Origin of the sequence: Pseudomonas fluorescens (genome assembly GCF_004683905.1) — a bacterium.
GTDB lineage: Bacteria > Pseudomonadota > Gammaproteobacteria > Pseudomonadales > Pseudomonadaceae > Aquipseudomonas > Aquipseudomonas putida_A.
On sequence record NZ_CP038438.1, the window covers coordinates 5503495 to 5526104 of the forward strand.

A 22610-nucleotide genomic window follows, 5' to 3' on the forward strand; every position below is an offset into this window, starting at 1 on the left:
ACACAAGGGTTATCCTGTCGGGCTAACGGAGGTTTTTTATGCAGATTTTCAAGGTTGGCGGTGCGGTACGCGATCGCTTGCTGGGTATACCGGTCACCGACGTTGATCGGGTGGTGGTGGGCGCGACCACTGAGGAAATGCTCGCCCAGGGCTTTCGCCCCGTGGGTGCGGATTTTCCGGTATTCCTTCACCCGAAAACCGGCGAGGAATACGCCCTTGCCCGCACCGAACGCAAAAGCGGTCGCGGTTATGGCGGGTTCACTTTTCACGCAAGCCCCGAAGTCACTCTGGAAGAAGACCTGATCCGTCGTGATCTGACCATCAATGCGATAGCTGAGGACGACCAGCAAAACCTCACCGATCCCTATCATGGGCAACGCGATCTCGAAGCGCGGATCCTGCGCCACGTTTCCCCCGCATTCGCCGAAGATCCGCTCCGCGTGCTGCGCGTTGCGCGCTTTGCTGCCCGTTATGCCAGTCTTGGCTTCACTGTCGCACCAGAAACACTGGAACTGATGCGCCAGCTCAGCGAGTCCGGCGAACTGCAGGCGCTGACCGCCGAACGCAGCTGGAAAGAAATCTCCCGCGCACTGATGGAAGATCAGCCGCAGGTATTCATCCAGGTGCTGCGCGATTGCGGCGCACTGAAAGAACTGATGCCGGAAGTCGACGCGCTGTTTGGCGTGCCACAACCGGAAGTGCATCACCCGGAAATCGACACCGGCCTGCACACTCTCAGCGTTCTGGAGCAATCAGCTCTGCACAAACAACCGCTGACGGTACGCTGGGCTTGCCTGCTGCATGACCTCGGCAAAGGCCTGACGCCGGAAGAAGAGTGGCCACGACATATCGCCCATGAACACACTGGGTTTAAGCTGATCAAAGCGGTCAACGAACGCTTCAAGGCACCGAAGGATTGTCAGGAGTTGGCCTTGCTTGTCGGCAAGTACCACACCCACTGTCATCGGGCGCTGGAATTGAAGGCCTCAACATTGCTGGAGCTGTTGCAGAGCTTTGATGTGTATCGACGACCGCAGCGGTTTGAAGAGTTTGTCGGCGCATGCGAAATGGACGCCCGAGGCCGTAAAGGGCTGGAGCAGAGAAGTTATCCACAGGCCGATTATTTACGCGGCGCTGCCCAGGCTGCGCGGGAAGTCGCGGTGCAGCCGTTACTGGAGAAGGGATTCAAAGGCCCGGAACTGGGCGAAGCGCTGAAGCGAGAACGACTGAAGGCGCTAAAAGCCTACAAAGACAAGGCGTCAGCCTGAAAAGCTTCGCGAGCAAGCCCGCTCCCACAAGGGGAATGCATTCCAAATGTGTGGGCTTGCTCGCAAAAGCGGCCGTTGATTCAACGTAAATCCGAAGACGTCAGTTGCTGCCCACGCCACTCAAAGGCCACCGGCGCCAACACCTGATCAATCTGCGCCTCGGCCCACAACGTCGCGAAGCTTTTCCCCACACCCGGATGCACCCGATCCGGCGCAATCAGCGACAGCGGCCACAGCACAAAGGCGTTTTTCAGGATTTCGGCACGCGGCAGAATCAAGCCGTCGAAGTTACCGGTCAGATCGCCGTACAACAGCACGTCGATATCCAGCGGTAAACCCTTGCGATCCGGTGCATAGCGACCGTTATCGGCTTCGATGAATTTCAGGCGCCGATCCAGCTCCATCAAGGGCAGATCGGTAAACGCCGAGACCACGAAGTTGAAGAAAGGCCCGCTCTTGATCCCCACCGGCTGACTCTCGAACACCGCCGAACAGCGGATATCCACCAGAAACGTCGCCAAAGCGTCGAGCCCGGCGCGCAAATGGGTTTCGCGCTCGATATTGCTACCGAGCCCGAGGTACACCTGAGTCAGCGACATCCGCGCTCGATCTCCACACCCACGCCACCCTTGGCCGCCGGCACTGCGCCAGGCTTGGTCAGCTTGAGGCGAACCCAGGTGATCTTGAACTCGGCCATCAATACTTCCACCAGACGCTCGGCAAAGGTCTCGACCAGTTGATACTGGGATTGCTCGGCAAAGGCCTGGATACGCGTTGAAACGCTGGCGTAATCGAGCGCCAGGGTCAGGTCGTCACCCGCGGCGGCCGGGCGATTGTCCCAGGCGAAGCTCAGATCAAGACGCAGGCACTGTCGAATGCCCCGCTCCCAGTCGTAAGCACCGATCACGGTGTCGACTTCCAGGCCCTCGATAAACACTCTGTCCAAGCACTTTTCTCCGCTGCACGACAAGGGCGCAATGCGCCGTTAGAATCAGGGCGTCCTCGCCCGGAATAGTTAGCATGTTTTGGTTACTGGCGACTCTCGCCTACCTGCTCGGCTCTCTGTCCTTCGCCATTTTGCTCAGCCGCCTGACCGGAAACCCGGATCCGCGAATGAGTGGCTCGGGTAATGCCGGCGCCACCAACATGCTGCGCCTGGTCGGTCGCAAACTGGCGATCCTGACCCTGCTCGGTGATCTGTGCAAAGGCCTGGTACCGGTGCTGATCGCAGCGGCCGCTGGCCTTTCGTTGCAGGATCAGGCCTGGATCGGCGTGTGCGCCGTTATCGGTCACCTGTTCCCGCTGTATTTCCGTTTTCGCGGCGGCAAAGGCGTCGCCACGGCTGCCGGCATGCTGCTGGGCCTGTATCCACCCGCCGCGCTGCTGGCGGTGTGCGCCTGGCTGCTGACGTTCTACCTGACCCGTACCAGCTCGCTGGCGGCGCTGATCGCCACGCCCCTGACCTTGCCCTTACTCGCGTGGCAAGAACCGGAAGCGCTGCTGCCGATGAGCGCGTTGACATTGCTGATCGTCTGGCGCCACCGCGGCAATCTACGCGACCTGTTTGCCGGGCGCGAACGGCATTTTTAAATACCGCTCAGCCACACCGCCAATCGCACCGCCAATCACAGTGCCGACAACTGCTCCATCGGCCAGCGCGCCTGCACGCTGATCGCCAGACTTTCCTGCTGACCAGCCTGCAAACGCTGACAACCGGCAAACGCGATCATCGCGCCATTGTCTGTGCAGAACTCCGGGCGGGCGTAGAACACATCGCCCTGCATGTCGCCGAGCATCTTTTCCAGCGAAGCGCGCAAGGCCTTGTTGGCGCTGACGCCGCCAGCGATCACCAGACGCTTCATGCCCGCGTGTTTCAGGGCGCGCTTGCACTTGATGGTCAAAGTCTCCACCACGGCCTGCTGGAACGCCAGCGCGATGTCGCAACGGGCTTGCTCGCTGTCGTCCCCGGCGTTGACGCATTGCTGCCAGGTGTTGAGGGCAAAGGTCTTCAAGCCGCTGAAGCTGAAATCCAGGCCCGGGCGATCACACATCGGACGCGGGAAGGTGAAACGTCCTGCGACGCCCTTCTCGGCCAGCTTGGCGATTTCCGGCCCGCCCGGATAATTGAGGCCCATCATTTTCGCGGTTTTGTCGAACGCTTCGCCGGCGGCATCGTCGAGGGTCTCGCCGAGCAGGCTGTATTGGCCAATGCCATCGACCTGAACCAGCTGCGTATGCCCCCCGGAAACCAACAAAGCGACGAACGGGAATTTCGGCGGTTTTGGCTCCAGCATCGGCGCCAGCAAGTGGCCTTCCATATGGTGCACACCGAGTGCCGGAATGCCCCAGGCAAATGCCAGCGCCTGAGCGCACGAGGCACCGACCAGCAGCGCCCCGACCAGGCCCGGGCCCGCGGTGTAGGCGATCGCATCAATCTCGGTCGGCACGCAGTCAGCCTCGGCCAACACCTGACGAATCAAGGGCAGCATGCGTTTGACATGGTCACGCGAGGCCAGCTCCGGCACCACGCCGCCATAGACGCGGTGCAGGTCGATCTGGCTGAACAGCGCGTCGGCCAGCAGGCCGCGTTCACTGTCGTATAATGCGACGCCGGTTTCGTCGCAGGAGGTTTCTAATCCCAGTACTAGCATGGGTTTGCGCCTTGTTTAGGCTGAATTCGAAGGCGCGCATAATAGTCGCCATGCGATGCCCCGACTAGCGGTTTTCGATCAGAGGCTTTGCATTCCGAGCGATGAGGGGTTAACATCCGCAACCCTTAAAAACCGACGTCTTCAAGTGCTCTTTTGCCGCGAGGATGTTGACCCCGGTAATGAATGAAGGTAGCTCTGGATGCCAGCCGTCAAAGTTAAAGAGAACGAACCCTTCGACGTAGCTCTGCGTCGTTTCAAGCGCTCCTGCGAAAAAGCCGGTGTACTGGCTGAAGTTCGTAGCCGCGAATTTTACGAGAAGCCAACTTCTGAGCGTAAGCGCAAAGCAGCAGCCGCTGTTAAGCGTCACGCCAAGAAAGTTCAGCGCGAACAGCGCCGCGCCGTTCGTCTGTACTAATACACAGACGATCGTAGCAAGCTTCTTGCCTAAGCCCGGCCCTCAGCCGGGCTAATGGCATTTGCGTAAAACGCTTGATGCTTCACCGTCGAAGCCGCACACGCGACCGAGACAAATCTGCTTCACGCGTCAGACCTGGCTCTTTTGCCAGCGGTGCACGTCTTTTCTGACGAGCCTTTCAAGGCTACTGACGAGCACACCCACTGATTCCTCTTACGACGATCAGCCCAAGGCACCTGCATGCGTGCCCGCTTTATTGAGCTATCCGGGGCCATTTATCGGCCGTCAGCGGATTCAGCGCAACACTTTCAAATAGTCGAAAACTGATGAGTACTAACGTCAGTGGTTTTTCGGCAGATACACTTCCCGACAGCGATCACGCAACCGAACCCGGTCGAGCCGCCCATTTTGTGCGCCTCACTCAAGACCTGCGTCCGGCCGCCCTTCGCATCGGACTCATTACAGCGCAGACGAGAACGCCATGGCCGGGCTGATTCCCCAGAGCTTTATTGACGACCTCCTGAACCGCACCGACATCGTCGACGTGGTCAGCTCGCGTGTGCAACTGAAAAAGGCCGGCAAGAACTACACCGCCTGCTGCCCGTTCCATAAAGAGAAAACCCCATCGTTCAGCGTCAGCCCGGACAAGCAGTTCTATTACTGCTTCGGTTGCGGCGCCGGTGGCAACGCCCTCGGCTTTCTCATGGACCACGACAACCTGGATTTCCCCCAGGCGGTTGAGGACCTGGCCAAAGCCGCCGGCATGGAAATCCCCCGCGAAGAAAGTGGCCGCCCGCACAAACCGCGGCAGCCAACCGATTCGCCGCTGTACCCGCTGCTCACCGCCGCCGCCGATTTCTACCGCCAGGCGCTCAAGAGTCATCCGGCGCGCAAGGCTGCGGTGGATTATCTCAAGGGCCGCGGACTGACCGGCGAGATCGCCCGGGACTTCGGTCTCGGCTTCGCGCCGCCGGGCTGGGACAACTTGTTCAAGCATTTGAGCAGCGACACTTTGCAGCAGAAGGCCATGATCGACGCCGGACTGCTGATCGAGAACGCCGAAACCGGCAAACGCTATGACCGCTTCCGCGATCGCGTGATGTTCCCGATCCGCGATACCCGCGGCCGCATCATCGCTTTCGGTGGCCGGGTACTCGGCGACGACAAGCCGAAATACCTGAACTCGCCGGAAACCCCGGTCTTTCATAAAGGCCAGGAACTCTACGGCCTCTATGAAGCACGCAAGAACAACCGCAACCTCGACGAAATCATCGTCGTCGAGGGTTACATGGACGTCATCGCCCTCGCCCAGCAAGGTTTGCGCAATGCCGTCGCGACCCTGGGCACTGCAACCAGCGAAGAACACCTCAAGCGTCTGTTTCGGGTAGTGCCGAACGTTTTGTTCTGCTTCGACGGTGACCAGGCCGGCCGCAACGCCGCATGGCGCGCACTGGAAGCAACATTGCCGTGCCTGCAGGACGGGCGCCGCGCGCGCTTTCTGTTTTTGCCCGAAGGCGAAGACCCGGACACCCTGGTTCGCGCCGAAGGCACTGATGCCTTCAAGGCCCGCATCAACCAACATGCGCAACCGCTGGCCGATTATTTCTTCCAGCAACTGACCGAGGAAGCCGATCCGCGCTCGCTCGAAGGCAAGGCCCATATGGCCACCCTCGCCGCGCCGCTGATCGACAAAGTGCCGGGCGCCAACCTGCGCATCCTGATGCGCCAGCGCTTGAGCGAAATTACCGGTCTGAGCAGCGAAACCGTCAGCCAGCTGGCGCAAAGCGCGCCGCAGGAAGCGCCGCCCGCCTACGATCCGGGCATCGATTACGACGCAATGCCGGATTACAGCGACTACCATCAGCCGCAGGCACAAGACATGTATGTGCCGCAGCAGGAGTGGACGCCGAAGAAACCCGGCGCCGGCGGCAAGAAATGGGACAAGAAACCCTGGGACAAGAACGGCAAGCGTGGCGGCGATCGCGATCAACAACGCCCGCGCACGCCGATTGGCGTCGAATCACCGACCCTGACCGCGCTGCGAACATTGCTGCATCACCCGCAACTGGCCGAGCGCGTCGAGGACGCCGGGCACATTGCGGACGAAAATCAGACCAACGCACAGTTGCTTGTGGCGCTGCTCGAAGCCGTACAGAAGAATCCCAAGCTAAACTCATTTCAGTTGATCGCGCGATGGCACGGCACTGAACAGGGTCGCTTGTTGAAAGCGCTGGCGGAAAAGGAGTGGCTGATTGACGGAGAAAACCTTGAACAACAGTTTTTCGACACCATTACTAGCTTGTCAGCCCGCCAACGCGAGCGAAATCTGGAACAGTTGCTCAGGAAAGCGCGTCAAAGCGAACTGAGCGCCGAAGAGAAAAATCAACTGCGCGACCTTTTAAGTCGCAATGTTTCCGCATCAAACCCGACCTCAACTGGCGCGTGAGGTCATAGCTCAGGTATAATCCTCGGCTTGTTTTTTGCCCGCCAAGACCTTCAGTGGATAGGGTGTTATGTCCGGAAAAGCGCAACAGCAGTCTCGTATTATTGAGTTGATCAAACTGGGTCGTGAGCAGAAGTATCTGACTTACGCCGAGGTCAACGACCACCTGCCCGAGGATATTTCAGATCCGGAGCAGGTGGAAGACATCATCCGCATGATTAACGACATGGGGATCCCCGTACACGAGAGTGCTCCGGATGCGGACGCCCTTATGTTGGCCGACGCCGATACCGACGAGGCCGCTGCGGAAGAAGCAGCCGCTGCGTTGGCAGCGGTGGAGACCGATATCGGTCGCACCACTGACCCGGTGCGCATGTACATGCGTGAAATGGGTACGGTCGAGCTTCTGACTCGTGAAGGCGAAATCGAAATCGCCAAACGTATCGAAGAAGGCATCCGTGAAGTGATGAGCGCGATCGCGCACTTCCCTGGCACGGTTGACCACATTCTCTCCGAGTACACTCGCGTCACCACCGAGGGTGGTCGCCTGTCCGACGTTCTGAGCGGTTACATCGACCCGGACGACGGCATTGCGCCGCCGGCCGCCGAAGTGCCGCCGCCGATCGACGCGAAAGCCGCCAAGGCTGACGACGATACCGACGACGATGACGCCGAATCTTCGGATGACGAAGAAGAAGCCGAAAGCGGTCCGGATCCGGTCATCGCGGCCCAGCGTTTTGGCGCTGTGTCCGATCAGATGGAAATCACCCGCAAGGCCCTGAAAAAGCACGGTCGTCACAACAAGGCAGCGATTGCCGAGTTGCTGGCCCTGGCTGAGCTGTTCATGCCGATCAAACTGGTGCCGAAGCAATTCGAAGCCCTGGTCGAGCGTGTTCGCAGCGCCCTGGATCGTCTGCGTCAGCAAGAGCGCGCGATCATGCAACTGTGTGTACGTGATGCACGTATGCCACGCGCAGATTTCCTGCGTCAGTTCCCGGGCAATGAAGTCGACGAAAGCTGGTCCGACGCCCTGGCCAAAGGCAAGAGCAAATACGCCGAAGCCATTGGTCGCGTACAGCCGGACATCATCCGTTGCCAGCAGAAACTGATCGCGCTGGAAACCGAGACCGGTCTGACCATCGCCGAAATCAAGGACATCAACCGTCGCATGTCGATCGGTGAGGCCAAGGCCCGCCGCGCGAAGAAAGAGATGGTTGAAGCCAACTTGCGTCTGGTGATCTCGATCGCCAAGAAGTACACCAACCGCGGCCTGCAATTCCTCGATCTGATCCAGGAAGGCAACATCGGTCTGATGAAAGCGGTGGACAAGTTCGAATACCGTCGTGGTTACAAGTTCTCGACTTATGCCACCTGGTGGATCCGTCAGGCGATCACTCGCTCGATCGCCGACCAGGCCCGCACCATCCGTATTCCGGTGCACATGATCGAGACGATCAACAAGCTCAACCGCATTTCCCGCCAGATGCTGCAGGAAATGGGTCGCGAACCGACCCCGGAAGAGCTGGGCGAACGCATGGAAATGCCTGAGGACAAGATCCGCAAGGTATTGAAGATCGCTAAAGAGCCGATCTCCATGGAAACCCCGATCGGTGATGACGAAGACTCTCATCTGGGTGACTTCATCGAAGACTCGACCATGCAGTCGCCAATCGATGTTGCAACCGTTGAAAGCCTGAAAGAAGCGACCCGCGAAGTGCTGTCCGGCCTCACTGCCCGTGAAGCCAAGGTCCTGCGCATGCGCTTCGGTATCGACATGAACACCGACCACACGCTCGAAGAAGTGGGCAAACAGTTTGACGTAACGCGTGAGCGGATCCGTCAGATCGAAGCCAAGGCGCTGCGCAAGCTGCGCCACCCGACGCGAAGCGAGCATCTGCGCTCCTTCCTCGACGAGTGATACCAGAACCCCCGGCCCAGGCCGGGGGTTTTGTTTATGCGGCAGATTAAATCCCTCGCACCGCCCCTCCCCGGCATACCCCGTCTACACTCGAAACAATGAATCCCGTGCCATAACGAGACGGTTATGCCCAGACTGGCGCCCGTGCTTTTCTTGCTGTCACTGATGATCTGGACCGCAACGGCTGACGCGCTGACTCTGACCGATGAAGAACGTAGCTGGCTGGCGGCTCACCCGGACTTGCGCCTGGGTGTCGATGCATCGTGGCCGCCGTTCGAGTTCCGCGATGAACAGAATCGCTATCAAGGCCTGGCCGCCGACTATATCGACGTGATCCGCCAGCGCCTGTCGATCAAACTCAATCCGGTCGAGCCATCGAGCTGGACCGAAGTGCTGGCGCAGGTGAAAACCGGCAAGATCGACCTGCTGCCAGGAATCATGTCCACGCCGGAGCGCCAGAACTATCTGTCGTTTACCCGCCCCTACCTCGATTTCCCGATCGTGATCCTCGCCCACATCGGCGGCGCTCAGCCGCGCAAAATCGAGGACCTGTACGGTCTGAAGATCGCCGTGGTGGAAAATTACGCCCCCCACGAACTCCTGCGCACCCACCATCCCGACCTGAATCTGGTGGCCATGCCCAATGTCAGCTCGGCCTTGCAGGCTCTGGCTACCGACGAGGTAGACGCCGTGGTCGGCGACCTTGCCTCCAGCGTCTGGAGTCTGCGCCAGCTCAAGCTCGACGGTTTATACGTCAGCGGCGAAACCCCGTATCGCTATCAGTTGGCAATGGGCGTACCCCGCGACAACAAAATGCTGGTGGGTATTCTGGACAAAGTCCTGGCGGACATGAGCCCCGAGGAAATCAGCAGCATTCAGGAACATTGGGTCGGTAATGTTCTGGACCATCGGACATTCTGGTCGGATCTTCTGATCTATGGCCTTCCGGGCCTGTTGCTGCTGGTCAGCATTCTGGCGGTGGTCATTCGCATCAATCGCCGCTTGAGTTCGGAAATCGCCCGCCGCGTCGACCTAGAACAGGAATTGCGCAGCAGCGAATATCATTACCGCGGATTGGTCGAGAGCCTTTCGGCCATCGCCTGGGAAGCGCGCATGAGCGACTTCACCTACAGCTATGTGTCGCCCCATGCCGAAGATCTGCTCGGTTATCCACAGGCGCACTGGCTGATTCCGGGCTTCTGGCGCAACATCATTCACCCCGCCGACCTGACCCGCGCCCAGGCCATTTGCGATGAGGCGGTACGCGACGGACGCGATCACACCCTCGACTATCGGGTGATCACCGCTGACGGGCGCTGCCTGTGGGTGCGTGACATTGTCAGTCTGATTGAACATGGCCATGAGCCTGTGATGCGCGGGCTGATGATCGACATCAGCGAAACCAAGCGCACTGAGGAGGCGCTGCGGCTTTCGGAGCAGAAGTTCGCGTCGGTGTTCCAGCAATGCCCGGATATCCTCGTGATCGCGCGGTTGTCCGACGGCTGTCTGCTGGAGGTCAACGAAGCCTTTGAAGAGCAGATTGGCCTGAAGGCGGAAGACGTGGTCGGCCAGACCGCCACTGAACTGAATATCTGGGGCATCCCCGGGGTCGGGCCCGGGCTGTTACAGCGCTTGCAGGCCGGCAGCATCCGCAACCTGGAGATGCCCTTTCGCCGCAACAACGGCCAGGTGTTCACCGGTCTGATCTCCGCCGAGCCCTTCGACCTCGATACCACTCCGGCGCTGGTGGTGGTCGTGCGCGACATCACCCAGCTCAAGGAAACCCAGCAGCAACTGCAAACCTCCGAAGAGAAGTTCGCCAAGGCCTTTCACGCCTCGCCGGACGGCTTGCTGCTGTCGCGTCAGAGCGATGGCTTGCTGCTGGAGGTCAACGAGGGTTTCAGTCGCATCACCGGATTCAACAGCGCGATGTCGGTGGATCGCTCGGCGCTGGATCTGGGGATCTGGGTCAACCTCAACGAACGCAAGCAGATGCTCGACCTGCTGCACCGCGACGGCTTCGTACGCGATTTCACCTGCCATATCCGCCGCAGCGACGGGCAAATCCGACTGTGCGAAGTATCCAGCCGTCCGCTGCCGATCGGTGAAGAAGACTGCATGTTGACCATTGCCCGGGACATCACCGAGCGCCATTTGATGCAGGAAAAACTGCAGCAGGCCGCCACCGTATTCGAGAGCACCGCCGAAGGCGTGTTGATCACCGACACCCAGCAGCACATCAGCGCGGTCAACCGTGCGTTCACCGAAATCACCGGCTACAGCGAAAGCGAAGCCCTCGGTCACACACCGCGTCTGCTCGCCTCGGGACTGCATGACAGCGCGTTTTATGCGGCAATGTGGCACCAGTTGACTGCTGAGGGACACTGGCAGGGCGAGATTTCCAACCGGCGCAAGAACGGCGAGTTGTATCCGAGCTGGCTGACCATCAGCGCCGTACGCAACCGCGACAAGTTCATCACCCACTTCGTCGCGGTGTTCGCCGATATCTCCAGCCTCAAACACGCACAAGCCAAGCTCGATTATCAGGCGCACCACGACCCGCTCACCGGCCTGCCGAATCGTACCCTGTTCGAAAGTCGCCTGCTCACCGCGCTGAACAGTCAGCAGGAAAACGGTGGTCAGGGCGCGGTGCTGTTCCTCGATCTCGACCGCTTCAAGCACATCAACGACAGCCTCGGCCACCCGGTCGGCGACCTGCTGCTCAAGGGCATCGCCGTGCGTTTGAAAGAACAATTGCGCGACATCGATACCGTCGCGCGCCTGGGCGGCGATGAATTCATCATCCTCCTGCCAGGCCTGCAACAGGCCAGCGACGCCGACCACATCGCCACCAAACTGCTCAATTGCTTCGGCGCCCCGTTCCAGGCCGGTGAGCACGAGTTCTTCATCAGCGCCAGCATCGGCACCAGCCTCTATCCACGGGATGGCTGCGATGTCGCCACCTTGGTGAAAAACGCCGACGCGGCGATGTACCGCTCCAAGGCCAAGGGCCGCAACCGCGTCGAAAGTTACACTCGCGACCTCACTGCCCAGGCCAGCGAGCGCGTGGCACTGGAGCACGAACTGCGCCGGGCCATCGAGCGCGAAGAGTTGTTCCTCTACTACCAACCGAAAATCAGCCTCGACGACCATCGCCTGGTCGGTGCCGAAGCGCTGATTCGCTGGCGTCACCCGACCTTCGGGGAAGTGCCGCCGGAGCACTTCATCCCGCTGGCTGAAGAGAACGGCATGATCCTGCAGATAGGTGATTGGGTGCTCGAAACCGCCTGTCGGCAGATGTTCGAGTGGAATCAGATCTACGACAGCCTTGGCCCGCTGTCGGTCAACCTGGCCGGCGCGCAACTGCGGCAACCGAATCTGCTCGGGCGCATCGAACAACTGCTCAGGGACAACCGTCTGCAGCCGGATTTACTGCAACTGGAAATTACCGAAAACTTCATCATGAGCCAGGCCGAGGAGGCCTTGGCGGTGCTGCACCAGCTCAAACACTTGGGCGTACAACTGGCGATCGACGACTTCGGCACCGGTTATTCTTCGCTCAGTTACCTCAAACGCCTGCCGCTGGACATCCTCAAGATCGACCAGTCCTTTGTTCGCGGACTGCCCGATGACCCGCACGACGCGGCGATTGTCCGCGCGATCATCGCTCTGGGCCGGAGCATGCAATTCACCGTGATCGCCGAAGGCGTCGAGACCCAGGCCCAGCAACAATTCCTCGCCGCCGAAGGTTGCGAACAGATCCAGGGCTACATCGTCAGCCTGCCGCTGCCCCCGGAAGAATTCGCCGCAACGTTTCTTCGTGTAACCGTATCGGATTATTCGGATAGCACAGCCGCCAAACCGTCGCTATAATCCGCGGCCTACTGAGGGCCTATAGCTCAGTTGGTTAGAGCAGAGGACTCATAATCCTTTGGTCCACGGTTCAAGTCCGTGTGGGCCCACCAACTCCAAAGCCGCGCATTGCGCGGCTTTCGCGTTTCTGGCGGAACCATCGCGGATACAGTCCTATGGTCTAAAGGTACAAATTAGGTACAGTGCGGCTTCGCTTGCACGCCTTTGGAGTCCTTCAGATGGCCACAATCGTCAAAACCCCTGCCGGCACCTGGAAGGCCGTCATCCGCAAAACCGGATGGCCGACCAACGCCAAAACCTTCCGCACCAAACGCGACGCCGAAGACTGGTCACGACGCACCGAAGACGAATGGTGCGCGGCGAGTATATCCAACGCAGCGGCTCCGAGCGGCTGACGCTCGAAAAGGTGCGCCAGCAATACCTACGTGAAGTGAGCCCTACCAAGAAGCCCACACCGCAGAGAGCGGAAGCAACCAAGGCGCAGCAACTGATACGGCACCTGGGGAAGTATTCCCTCGCGGCGTTATCGTCCGAAGTAATCGCCAACTATCGCGATACCCGACTGGGCTCACTCACCAACCGCGGCAATCCCACGAGTAACAACACCGTGCGGCTGGAGCTAGCTTTACTGAGCCATCTGTTCACGGTTGCGATTCAAGAGTGGGGCCTTGGATTGACCTTTAACCCAGTGCTCAATATTCGTAAGCCGAGCCCAGGCGAAGGTCGTGACCGTCGTCTATCCCCTGAGGAGGAACGACGACTACTGGCAGCCGTGAACAACCACAGCAACCCAATCTTGGGTGGATCGTCCGTATCGCTCTGGAAACGGGAATGCGCTCTTCGGAAATCACAGGCCTACGTCGCCACCAAGTCGATCTCAAAAGACGCGTGGTCCGCCTCTCAGATACCAAGAACGACAGCGAAAATCACCTCATAACGCACCCCGGTAGGTAAGCCAGCCCCCCCCCGACTAAGGTAGCTCCTCCACTTGCCCAGCGCGATGCCATAATGACATCTAATAGATGGTTCAACGGATTGGGTATCGATGAAAGCAGAATGGAATGACACCCCGCAGTGCCTTACTGCGGTAACCGCCAGTCAACGGGAGACGCCAACGCCAGCTCTGCTGCTCTACTCGGCTATCGCCGCCCCCTCCTCTCTGCCGAAGCTATCGATTCCCAACCGGTGTATGCTAAAAAACCGTTGATCCGAACACGGCGACGAGGGGTTATTCAAATAATGCGCCAAGACAAACCAAATATATATTACCAAAATCTTATTAATTCAGAGAGCAAGGAATCTTAATGGCTAAGCAAGGAGAAATGTTCGCACTTATAAGTGACGACCAAAAAGCGGAAGCTGAAAAGCAAATAATCGAAAGACAAAAAGAAACAGACTTCGACATCAGGGAGTACCCTATTGAAGTAATTGTGTCGAAATATATAGACAAGCTAGAAGAAACCGACAAGGCAGAATTGTTCATCCCTGACTATCAGAGAGAGTTAGTTTGGAGCGAGGAACAGCAAGGTCGATTCATTGAGTCAATACTTCTCAACCTCCCTATTCCATATTTGTATGTTGCAGACGTACACACGGGAGAAAACGAGGGACGCCTAGAAATTGTCGACGGTTCACAACGAATCAGGACTTTGGTTCGTTTCTTAACCAATGAATTCAAGCTCGACGACCTGAAGATGCTGCCAATGCTGAATGGCTTTCACTTCAAAGATTTCCCAGTCTCTCGCCAGCTCAGATTCAGACGCAAGACCATGCGAATGATTGAGCTGATGGAGGTTGATGAAGAAGCTCGTCGTCAACTCTTCGACCGGCTAAATACCGGCGGTACTAAACTGAAAGATATGGAACAAAGATTCGGCTCACAAGACGGGCCGTTCACTGACTTTGTTCGGGACGTCGCTTCTAACCTAAGATTCAGACAGCTTTGTCCGATTAGTGACGTCAGAATCAATCACCGCGACTATGAAGAAATGGTGCTCAGATTTTACGCATACCTTCATAGATACAAGGATTTCAACAAACGTGTGGACGAGTTCTTGGATGGGTACCTCGACCATATGAACACCAACGGCTTCAACCGAGATGATTTGATAGCAACCTTCGAAAGCATGCTGGACTTCGTTCAGCGATTCTTCCCACACGGATTCAAGAAAGCACCAAATAACTCGTCTGTGCCTCGAATTCGCTTCGAATCAATCTCGGTTGGCGTCGCTCTAGCTCAGCAAGAAGCCCCAGGACTGGCTCCTGCATCTATGGCGTGGCTTGCGAGCGATGAGTTCAAAATACTGACTCGTTCTGACGCGAGCAATTCAAGACCTAAAGTGCTAAACCGTATCCACTTTGTAAGGGATAACTTGCTGGGACGAGAGGTCGAGTATGACCAACAGTGAAGTATTAGTGGTTGAGCTGTATGACCTTTTTCGACAACGGTGCGCGGAAGTCAGTAGATATATAGACTTTATAGAGGCCATCGCAAACAACAGATCCGTCGCCTTAGCCGGCGAGGTAAATGGGGTACTGGCTCCAATAGAGGGGGCTGAACTTTCTCGCGAGCTGACTAAAACTCTACGAGCAAACACGTACCTACTACTCTACAACTTGGTCGAAGCGACCATGACTAATGCCATAGATGCAATACACAAAACTGTAGATGGTGACAATCTTGGCTTCGACCAGCTAAGTAGTAATCTACAAAACATAGCTTTAAGCCACTTCAAGCGTGCTATCAAGGACAATCATAGCTCTGCCCTTGATGGGAGAACTCACCCCATCGAAATTGCCATAACGCGTCTGGGCTACGATAGAGAAAAGATATTTTCTGGAAATGTCGACTGTGCAGAAATCAGGACAACAGCTAAGAAATATGGTTTTCAAACTGCAGACCCAAACTTGAACGGGCGCCAAACACTGCGCCAATTAAAAGACGTGAGAGATAAGAGAAATGCATTGGCGCATGGCAGACTATCCTTCGAACAATGCGGCCAAGACACATCACCAGAATATCTTTCGAAGGTTCATTATCAAACCACGGTTTATCTCAGATCGGTACTATGGTCAGTTTCGTTCTATCTGAGAGAGAAGAAATATGCGGCACCACCTGCACTACAGGCTTGAGAGGAAGTAACACTGAAAGAAATTAACCATCAATGCATACGCTCGAAAATCATGAAATCAGTCGGGCGGATGCATACTCGGCCTGAAATGAAGGTTAGACAGCTACTTCATAGGATGGGGCTTCGCTTTAGGCTGCACCAAAAAACGCTCCCTGGAAGCCCAGATATAGTCCTGCCAAAGCACAAGACCGCAATTTTTGTGCATGGCTGTTTCTGGCATCGCCACCCTAGTTGCAGGTACGCAACAACACCGAAAACGCGACAGGACTACTGGCTACCCAAATTCGATGCCAACGTAGAAAGAGATGCTAGAAAAGCCGCCCAGCTTGAAGCGCTGGGCTGGCGAGTTCTGATGGTGTGGGAATGTGAAACGAAGGACCAATGCACTCTTGAAGAAAGACTTAGGGGAGAATTTTCGCTACTTTCTCCCTTGAGTCCAGTTCCTCAAGATGGCGCTGAATACTGAGACCAATAACCTCCCCGAGCCTAACAGGAACGGCGTTTCCAATCATACGCCCCACCGCCTTGAAGGTAATTTTCTCAGGCGGCATAAACTGATAAGTCTCAGGAAAGGATTGCAGGGTGGCGGCCTCCCGAAGCGAGATTGCGCGATGCTGTTCCGTGTCGTAGTGGCCGAAACGACCGTTACCAAATCCATAGCACAGAGTCGTCATGGTCGGCCCCGGCGCATCATGGCGCATCCGACCATAAACACTCGGATAGGTCTTGCCGGACGCCTTACGATGACAATCGGCACGTAGCCACTCAGGCCAATCTTTCCATGTGCCGCCCGGCGTTGAACGCTTGATGCGCTCAAGGTTCGTTGGGGTCAGCGTCGCTGCCCGGTGCAGCGGGTCACTAGGGTCGCATTCTCCCGCAGCAAGTTTGGGGAGATGACCAATAGCTTCTTGGGCCGTCACAGGCTTGCCAGCATGAGTCTTCGGAATCATCGCAATAGGGCCAAGCCTCGAAGCCAGCAACACATGGCGGCGGCGTTGTTGGGGAAGGCCATAATCCACGCAATGGATCGTACCCGCCCAGATATGGTAGCCCTCGTCCTGTAGTCCTTGCACGAAGTCAAGATAGACCTTGTGCTTGGTCACGTCAGGTACGTTTTCCATAGTGACCAGCTCGGGCTTGATTCCCTTGATGAGCTTTTCGAAGGAATACAGAAGCGGCCACTTGCGATCCGTGCTGGTATCTCGACCCTGGTTGTAACTCGAAAAAGGTTGGCAAGGGGCGCAGCCTGCCAGGAGTTTGATTCGGCTAGGGCGATACCAAGAGGCAACATCCTCTACCTTGGCAATATCTACACTTTCCGCGACGAACTCGGCACCATTGTTCGTCTTATAGGCATATTCGCAGTTGAGATCGATGTCGTAGCCAGCGCGTACACTGATGCCGGTCTTGAGCAGACCCGCGGTCAGTCCTCCCGCACCACAAAAAAGGTCAACGGCGTCAATATCATGCATGGAAATAGCCTCCTAACGGACGTCATTGTATCCGGTTCAGGGCAAAAGATCGAGGTCGAATACTGAAAATTTATACATGCTTTTTGGCAACCTCAAACACAACACTCCTCCTCCGATTCTCAAACAGATCTTTTGATCAGGTCCCACGCCTCATTGTTGAGTTTGTACCTCTTCGCCATCGCTGGATTCTTCAGACGGAGCCGCCCCCAACAGAAACTGGGCGATTGAAGATCCACAGTGGGTGTCAAGGAACTCGTACAGCGCCTAGGCGCTGGTGCTGCTACAGCAGCCTCCAAGCTATCACCCCGGAGAAATGCTGCAGAATACCTATTTCGGAATATCAATGATTTGCCCGTATGAGAGCCGCTAGAATACTCGGCGGCGACGTTCGCCAGACCTCATGAGCGATTCTGAGCCGGCTATACTTTCCACACTCCACGAACTCACGCATGTGCTCGCACTGTTGCAGACGCATGAAGAAAAATAGCATGTGATCGTCAATGTAGTAGAACTCGTCGTGATAAAGCCCCTGAGCGTGCGCAGACCTAATCAAGCAATCGAAATAGACGAGCGAATCTTCCAGGTTATCGCCACCTTCCGCACCCATCGGCAAGCGCATATTTGGCCGGCCATTGAATGTAGAGTGCTGCCGTTCATGACACTCGTGACAAAGCGTGATGCCGTTACCTGGCTGGAACCAGCCGAACGGGTATACCGATCTACGAAAGATGTGGTGAGCCTGAACACGATCGTCCGAGACACAAACAACGCATTGATAGCCGTCTCTAGCCTTGATGAAGCGGCTCCACAGCCTGAGGCACCAGCTATCCGACCGGCCTCGCTTCACAGCCAGTATCAATCTCATTTGTTTATCGATGAGGTCTAGTCGATCCGGTCTCATGACATCTCCCCCTGCTCACTGACTGACAGGGGCATTCTGCCACTGCAAGATCGCCCTCATCCATAAACCATGAAGTAGGCTGACGCTGCCCCATCTACATGAGCCTATTTCAGATCAAGCCAATGATTTTCCGGGAATTCTCGCTATAAAATCAGTACGTATGAGGTACAGTGCTCAGCTTAAGTCAGCTTCTCCAAATTACGCTCAACACCAGTAACGACGGGGCCTTCAGCTATGCCAACCTTCGTTCACCTACGAACGATTTCTCTAGACATACCAGCTCGCCCAGCAACTCATAATCCTTTGGTCCACGGTTCAAGTCCGTGTGGGCCCACCAAACATACAAAGGCTTATGCTTGATGGCATAGGCCTTTTTTGTTTTTGTGTCTCGTCAGCCACTCAGTCGACCCCATCCACCTGGATGTGAGTGGTGCCTGCGGGTCATACGTAAAATCAAATCGCAACGGAGCATGCAATGAGCGTAATGGAAAAGGAACTTCCAGAAATACACATCGACGATACCATCAAAGTTCTTGAACACTTGAGTACATGCAGACCCCTGAAGGCATCTGCACGGCTTAGCAGACTCGAAGTGAATGCGGAGAAATTTGCCAATTGGTGTCTCATTCTCGGCGGTGCCGGGATGGCCGTCGCGGCCTGCATGGCCTACTGGCATACGTCGCAGACTCCGTTGCCGGAAGAGGCCAAATATCTGGCTCTCTATCTTGTGTTCTTCTCGACAATATCTACTTTGCTGTCACTGCTTACACCCATGGCGGCACTGGTCTACGCGCTTTTCCGATGGGAGACCATCACCTTGAAAAGCATGATTGCCGATGTCAGACACGAGAATGCGTTGGTAGATTCACTTGAACCTCATTCGGAAGTGGCACTTCTAGATGCAAAGTATTGGCTCGAACTCAGAATCAATCGAGCAGAAGCGCGTGTCGCCCTGTTTTTTGGAGAAAAAGCTGCAGCCCTTGCTCTGCTGGGAACGGCCTACGTCTGCGCGGAAAAATTCGGCGGTTTCCCCTGGATCAGTAAGACCTTGTTGGCCGGACCTGTGAGCGGAAACTGGGGTGATAGCGCCTTATTGATGATCATTGCCTTGGTACTCGGTCTTTCAATAGGAGCGGTATTGCTCAAACGCGTAAATCTCCGATACCGCTTCCAGATCGAACTTATCGATCAAGCCTTACGCAGAATGGCCAGATAACGGTCAATCCAACGCATAAAAATCCGCGCAATTACGCGGATTTTTCTGTCCACTCTTCGCGCCCCGTTGGCCAATCATTCGATTACCGCCCACAAGCGTCTCGTCGGTTGAGCCTGTAACATGCTCGCTCCAAGATCCGCGCCCTATGGAGCCTTCCTTGCCCGACATCCGCCCGCCCGTGCTCGATGAAATCGACCGGCAGCTAATCGCCGCCCTGCAAATCAACGCTCGCGAGAGCGTGGCCATGCTTGCCCGCCAATTGGGCATTGCGCGCACCACAGTGACGTCGCGACTGGCGCGTCTGGAAAAGGCCAAGGTGATCACCGGTTATGGCGTACGTTTGGGGCAGCGCGTGGTCGATGGCGGGTTGCAGGCGTATGTCGGGATCAAGGTGCAGCCGCGTTCCGGCAAAGAGGTATTGCGCCGGTTGAGCGCGATGGCGCAGGTGCAGCAGTTGTGCGCGGTGAGTGGCGAATTTGATTATGTGGCGTGGTTGCGCACCGACTCGCCGGAGCAACTGGATCAGTTGCTGGATCAGATTGGCGGGGTGGATGGGGTTGAGAAGACCACGACTTCGATCATTTTGAGCAGCAAGATTGATCGGGGGCAGCCGGTTTGAGCGCTGGTGAGCTTGATGGCCTCATCGCGAGCAGGCTCACTCCTACATTTGGTCGGAATGCAGTCATTAATCGTCATATTGATCAATTAACTGGCAAAACGACGACACTTTGCGTCTTATTAACGTGTTCTACGCTCCCTAGAATGGCTGGCATCTTTTCCTATACTCAGACGCGCATCCTGCGTCGGGTCGCCAGCAAGGTCAGCCATGAACAAGAACAATCGCCATCCTGCAGACGGTAAGAAACCCGTCACCATTTTCGGCCCGGACTTTCCGTTCGCCTTCGACGACTGGATCGAACACCCGGCCGGTCTCGGCAGCATTCCTGAACACCATCACGGCGCTGAAGTGGCGATTGTCGGCGCCGGTATCGCGGGTCTGGTGGCCGCCTACGAACTGATGAAGCTCGGCTTGAAACCGGTGGTGTACGAGGCCTCGAAACTGGGTGGCCGCCTGCGTTCGCAAGCGTTCAACGGCACCGACGGCATCGTCGCGGAACTGGGTGGCATGCGTTTCCCGGTGTCCTCAACTGCGTTTTATCACTACGTCGACAAGCTCGGTCTCGAGACCAAACCTTTCCCGAACCCGCTGACACCGGCCTCCGGCAGCACAGTGATCGATCTCGAAGGCAAAACCCATTACGCACAAAGCCTGAAGGATCTTCCTGCACTGTTCCAGGAAGTGGCTGACGCCTGGGCGGATGCACTGGAGGCTGGCTCGCAGTTCGCTGATATCCAGCAAGCGATCCGTGAGCGCGACGTACCACGCCTCAAAGAACTGTGGAATAAACTCGTTCCGCTGTGGGACGACCGCACGTTCTACGACTTCGTGGCCACTTCCAAAGCCTTCGCCAAACTGTCATTCCATCACCGCGAAGTGTTCGGTCAGGTCGGCTTCGGTACCGGCGGCTGGGACTCGGACTTCCCCAATTCGATGCTGGAAATCTTCCGCGTGGTGATGACCAACTGCGACGATCACCAGCATCTGGTGGTTGGCGGTGTGGAACAAGTGCCGCAAGGCATCTGGCGGCATGTGCCGGAGCGCTGCGTGCACTGGCCGGAAGGCACCAGCCTGAAATCCCTGCACCGTGGCGCGCCACGTTCCGGCGTGAAGAAAATCGCTCACGCCCCGGATGGCCGCTTTGCCGTCACCGACAACAACGGCGACACCCGCGAATACGCTGCCGTGCTGACCACCTGTCAGAGCTGGCTGCTGACCACCCAGATCGAATGCGACGAAACCCTGTTCTCGCAGAAGATGTGGATGGCGCTGGACCGCACGCGCTACATGCAATCGTCGAAGACCTTCGTGATGGTCGACCGGCCATTCTGGAAGGACAAGGATCCAGAAACCGGCCGCGACCTGATGAGCATGACCCTCACCGATCGCCTGACCCGCGGCACCTATCTGTTCGACAACGGTGACGACAAGCCGGGGGTGATCTGCCTGTCCTACTCGTGGATGAGCGACGCGCTGAAGATGCTGCCGCACCCGGTGGAAAAACGCGTAGAGCTGGCGTTGAACGCGCTGAAGAAGATCTACCCGAAAGTCGATATCGCCGCGCGGATCATCGGCGATCCGATCACCGTGTCGTGGGAAGCCGACCCGTACTTCCTCGGCGCATTCAAAGGCGCCCTGCCCGGCCACTATCGCTACAACCAGCGCATGTACGCGCACTTCATGCAGGACGACATGCCGGCGGAGCAGCGGGGGATTTTCATCGCCGGTGACGACGTGTCGTGGACCCCGGCGTGGGTCGAAGGCGCGGTGCAAACTTCACTCAACGCGGTGTGGGGCATCATGAAACACTTCGGCGGTTCGACACATAAAGAGAACCCGGGCCCGGGTGATGTGTTCAAAGACATCGGCCCTATCGCCCTGCCCGAGTAAGAGGAATCCCCGATGCGTGTAGCCCTTTACCAATGTCCACCGCTGCCCCTGGAACCCGCCGCCAATTTGCATCGCCTGCAGCAACTGGCGATGGAGGCCAAGGGTGCGGACCTGCTGGTGCTGCCGGAGATGTTCCTGACCGGCTACAACATCGGCGCCGAGGCAGTCAGTACGCTGGCCGAGGTCTACAACGGTGAATGGGCGCAACAGATCGGTCGAATCGCCAAAGCCGCCGGGCTGGCGATCGCTTACGGATACCCCGAGCGCACGGCCGACGGGCAGATCTACAACGCCGTGCAGTTGATCGACGCGCACGGCGAGCGCCTGTGCAATTACCGCAAGACCCATCTGTTCGGCGATCTCGATCGATCGATGTTCAGCCCCGGCGAAGATGATTTTCCGGTGGTTGAACTCAACGGCTGGAAGCTCGGCTTTCTGATCTGCTACGACCTGGAGTTTCCGGAGAACGCGCGACGTCTGGCCTTGGCCGGTGCCGAGCTGATTCTGGTGCCGACGGCAAACATGATTCCGTTCGATTTCGTCGCTGACGTTACCGTGCGTTCCCGTGCCTTCGAAAACCAGTGTTACGTGGCGTACGCCAATTATTGCGGGCAGGAAGGCGAGATCCACTATTGCGGACAAAGCAGCATCGCCGCGCCGGACGGCAGCCGTATCGCCCAGGCCGGACTTGATGAAGCGTTGATCGTCGGTGAGCTGGATCGACAGTTGATGGCCGATTCCCGCGCCGCCAATCGCTACCTCAACGACCGTCGTCCCGAGCTTTACCATGCGTTGAACAAGCGCTGACCCCAC

General features: G+C 57.2%; 18 protein-coding genes, 1 tRNA gene and 1 pseudogene. 15 read left to right on the forward strand and 5 right to left on the reverse strand.

Annotation, left to right across the window (positions count from 1 at the left end):
- Positions 1 to 38: 38 nt before the first annotated feature.
- The gene (locus E4T63_RS25510; RefSeq protein ID WP_135296686.1) at positions 39 to 1268 is read left to right on the forward strand and encodes a multifunctional CCA addition/repair protein; all 1230 of its coding nucleotides are present in this window, start codon (positions 39 to 41) and stop codon (positions 1266 to 1268) included.
- Between the two features lie 80 nt (positions 1269 to 1348).
- On the opposite strand, the gene folK is transcribed toward E4T63_RS25510, so the two are convergent.
- Both folK and folB read right to left on the reverse strand, forming a co-directional pair.
- Positions 1349 to 1867 carry a 2-amino-4-hydroxy-6-hydroxymethyldihydropteridine diphosphokinase gene (gene folK / locus E4T63_RS25515; RefSeq protein ID WP_097089125.1) on the reverse strand — a complete coding sequence of 173 codons (519 nt, stop codon included), beginning with the start codon at positions 1865 to 1867 and terminating at the stop codon, positions 1349 to 1351.
- Positions 1858 to 2214, reverse strand: coding sequence for a dihydroneopterin aldolase (folB, locus tag E4T63_RS25520; protein WP_003228857.1), 357 nt, complete (start codon positions 2212 to 2214; stop codon positions 1858 to 1860). Before folB ends, folK begins: the two co-directional genes overlap by 10 nt.
- 74 nt (positions 2215 to 2288) lie before the next feature.
- Between folB and plsY the strand changes: the two genes are divergently transcribed.
- Complete coding sequence (gene plsY, locus E4T63_RS25525) at positions 2289 to 2858, forward strand: glycerol-3-phosphate 1-O-acyltransferase PlsY (RefSeq protein WP_027610711.1); 570 nt, start codon at positions 2289 to 2291, stop codon at positions 2856 to 2858.
- 35 nt (positions 2859 to 2893) lie between these two features.
- Here the strand turns inward: plsY and tsaD are convergent, their stop codons facing one another.
- On the reverse strand, positions 2894 to 3919 hold the full coding sequence (gene tsaD, locus E4T63_RS25530; protein WP_135296687.1) for a tRNA (adenosine(37)-N6)-threonylcarbamoyltransferase complex transferase subunit TsaD: 1026 nt from the start codon (positions 3917 to 3919) through the stop codon (positions 2894 to 2896).
- 199 nt (positions 3920 to 4118) lie between these two features.
- On the opposite strand from tsaD, the gene rpsU reads away from it, so the two are divergent.
- The 9 genes and pseudogenes from rpsU (at position 4119) to E4T63_RS25580 (ending at position 16165) form a co-directional block, all read left to right on the forward strand.
- Positions 4119 to 4334 (forward strand): 30S ribosomal protein S21, encoded by a 216-nt coding sequence (rpsU, locus tag E4T63_RS25535; protein WP_002551877.1) that lies wholly within the window; start codon positions 4119 to 4121, stop codon positions 4332 to 4334.
- A gap of 481 nt (positions 4335 to 4815) precedes the next feature.
- Positions 4816 to 6780: a DNA primase gene (gene dnaG, locus E4T63_RS25540; RefSeq protein WP_135296688.1), complete on the forward strand. Its 1965-nt coding sequence runs from the start codon at positions 4816 to 4818 to the stop codon at positions 6778 to 6780.
- 67 nt (positions 6781 to 6847) lie between these two features.
- Entirely contained in the window at positions 6848 to 8695 is a 1848-nt protein-coding gene (gene rpoD, locus E4T63_RS25545) for an RNA polymerase sigma factor RpoD (protein ID WP_027610709.1), read from the forward strand.
- 126 nt (positions 8696 to 8821) lie between these two features.
- Positions 8822 to 12568, forward strand: a complete 3747-nt coding sequence (locus tag E4T63_RS25550) for a bifunctional diguanylate cyclase/phosphodiesterase (protein WP_135296689.1) — start codon at positions 8822 to 8824, stop codon at positions 12566 to 12568.
- 15 nt (positions 12569 to 12583) lie between these two features.
- Positions 12584 to 12660, forward strand: a tRNA-Ile gene (locus E4T63_RS25555).
- A 126-nt stretch (positions 12661 to 12786) separates the two neighbouring features.
- Positions 12787 to 13489 (forward strand): annotated as a pseudogene (locus tag E4T63_RS28580) (tyrosine-type recombinase/integrase); the annotation flags it as partial.
- 383 nt (positions 13490 to 13872) lie between these two features.
- Complete coding sequence (locus E4T63_RS25570; RefSeq protein WP_135296690.1) at positions 13873 to 14976, forward strand: DUF262 domain-containing protein; 1104 nt, start codon at positions 13873 to 13875, stop codon at positions 14974 to 14976.
- Positions 14963 to 15700, forward strand: coding sequence for an MAE_28990/MAE_18760 family HEPN-like nuclease (locus E4T63_RS25575; RefSeq protein WP_135296691.1), 738 nt, complete (start codon positions 14963 to 14965; stop codon positions 15698 to 15700). Before E4T63_RS25570 ends, E4T63_RS25575 begins: the two co-directional genes overlap by 14 nt.
- 51 nt (positions 15701 to 15751) lie before the next feature.
- A complete protein-coding gene (locus tag E4T63_RS25580) occupies positions 15752 to 16165 on the forward strand; it encodes a very short patch repair endonuclease (protein ID WP_245223406.1) in 414 nt (137 codons plus the stop codon).
- On the opposite strand, the gene E4T63_RS25585 is transcribed toward E4T63_RS25580, so the two are convergent.
- Entirely contained in the window at positions 16101 to 17171 is a 1071-nt protein-coding gene (locus tag E4T63_RS25585; RefSeq protein WP_135296692.1) for a DNA cytosine methyltransferase, read from the reverse strand. The two genes, E4T63_RS25580 and E4T63_RS25585, sit on opposite strands and share 65 nt — an antisense overlap.
- Before the next feature lie 340 nt (positions 17172 to 17511).
- Positions 17512 to 18072: an HNH endonuclease gene (locus E4T63_RS29115; protein WP_412103641.1), complete on the reverse strand. Its 561-nt coding sequence runs from the start codon at positions 18070 to 18072 to the stop codon at positions 17512 to 17514.
- Positions 18073 to 18547: 475 nt separating this feature from the next.
- On the opposite strand from E4T63_RS29115, the gene E4T63_RS25595 reads away from it, so the two are divergent.
- The 4 genes from E4T63_RS25595 to E4T63_RS25610 all read left to right on the forward strand — a co-directional run bounded on the left by E4T63_RS25595 (position 18548) and on the right by E4T63_RS25610 (position 22604).
- Complete coding sequence (locus E4T63_RS25595) at positions 18548 to 19288, forward strand: hypothetical protein (RefSeq protein ID WP_135296694.1); 741 nt, start codon at positions 18548 to 18550, stop codon at positions 19286 to 19288.
- 157 nt (positions 19289 to 19445) lie between these two features.
- Positions 19446 to 19907 carry an Lrp/AsnC family transcriptional regulator gene (locus E4T63_RS25600; protein WP_025108603.1) on the forward strand — a complete coding sequence of 154 codons (462 nt, stop codon included), beginning with the start codon at positions 19446 to 19448 and terminating at the stop codon, positions 19905 to 19907.
- 207 nt (positions 19908 to 20114) lie between these two features.
- Positions 20115 to 21797 (forward strand): flavin monoamine oxidase family protein, encoded by a 1683-nt coding sequence (locus E4T63_RS25605; RefSeq protein ID WP_098965925.1) that lies wholly within the window; start codon positions 20115 to 20117, stop codon positions 21795 to 21797.
- A gap of 12 nt (positions 21798 to 21809) precedes the next feature.
- Complete coding sequence (locus E4T63_RS25610; protein ID WP_041070017.1) at positions 21810 to 22604, forward strand: carbon-nitrogen hydrolase family protein; 795 nt, start codon at positions 21810 to 21812, stop codon at positions 22602 to 22604.
- The last annotated feature ends 6 nt before the right edge of the window (positions 22605 to 22610 follow it).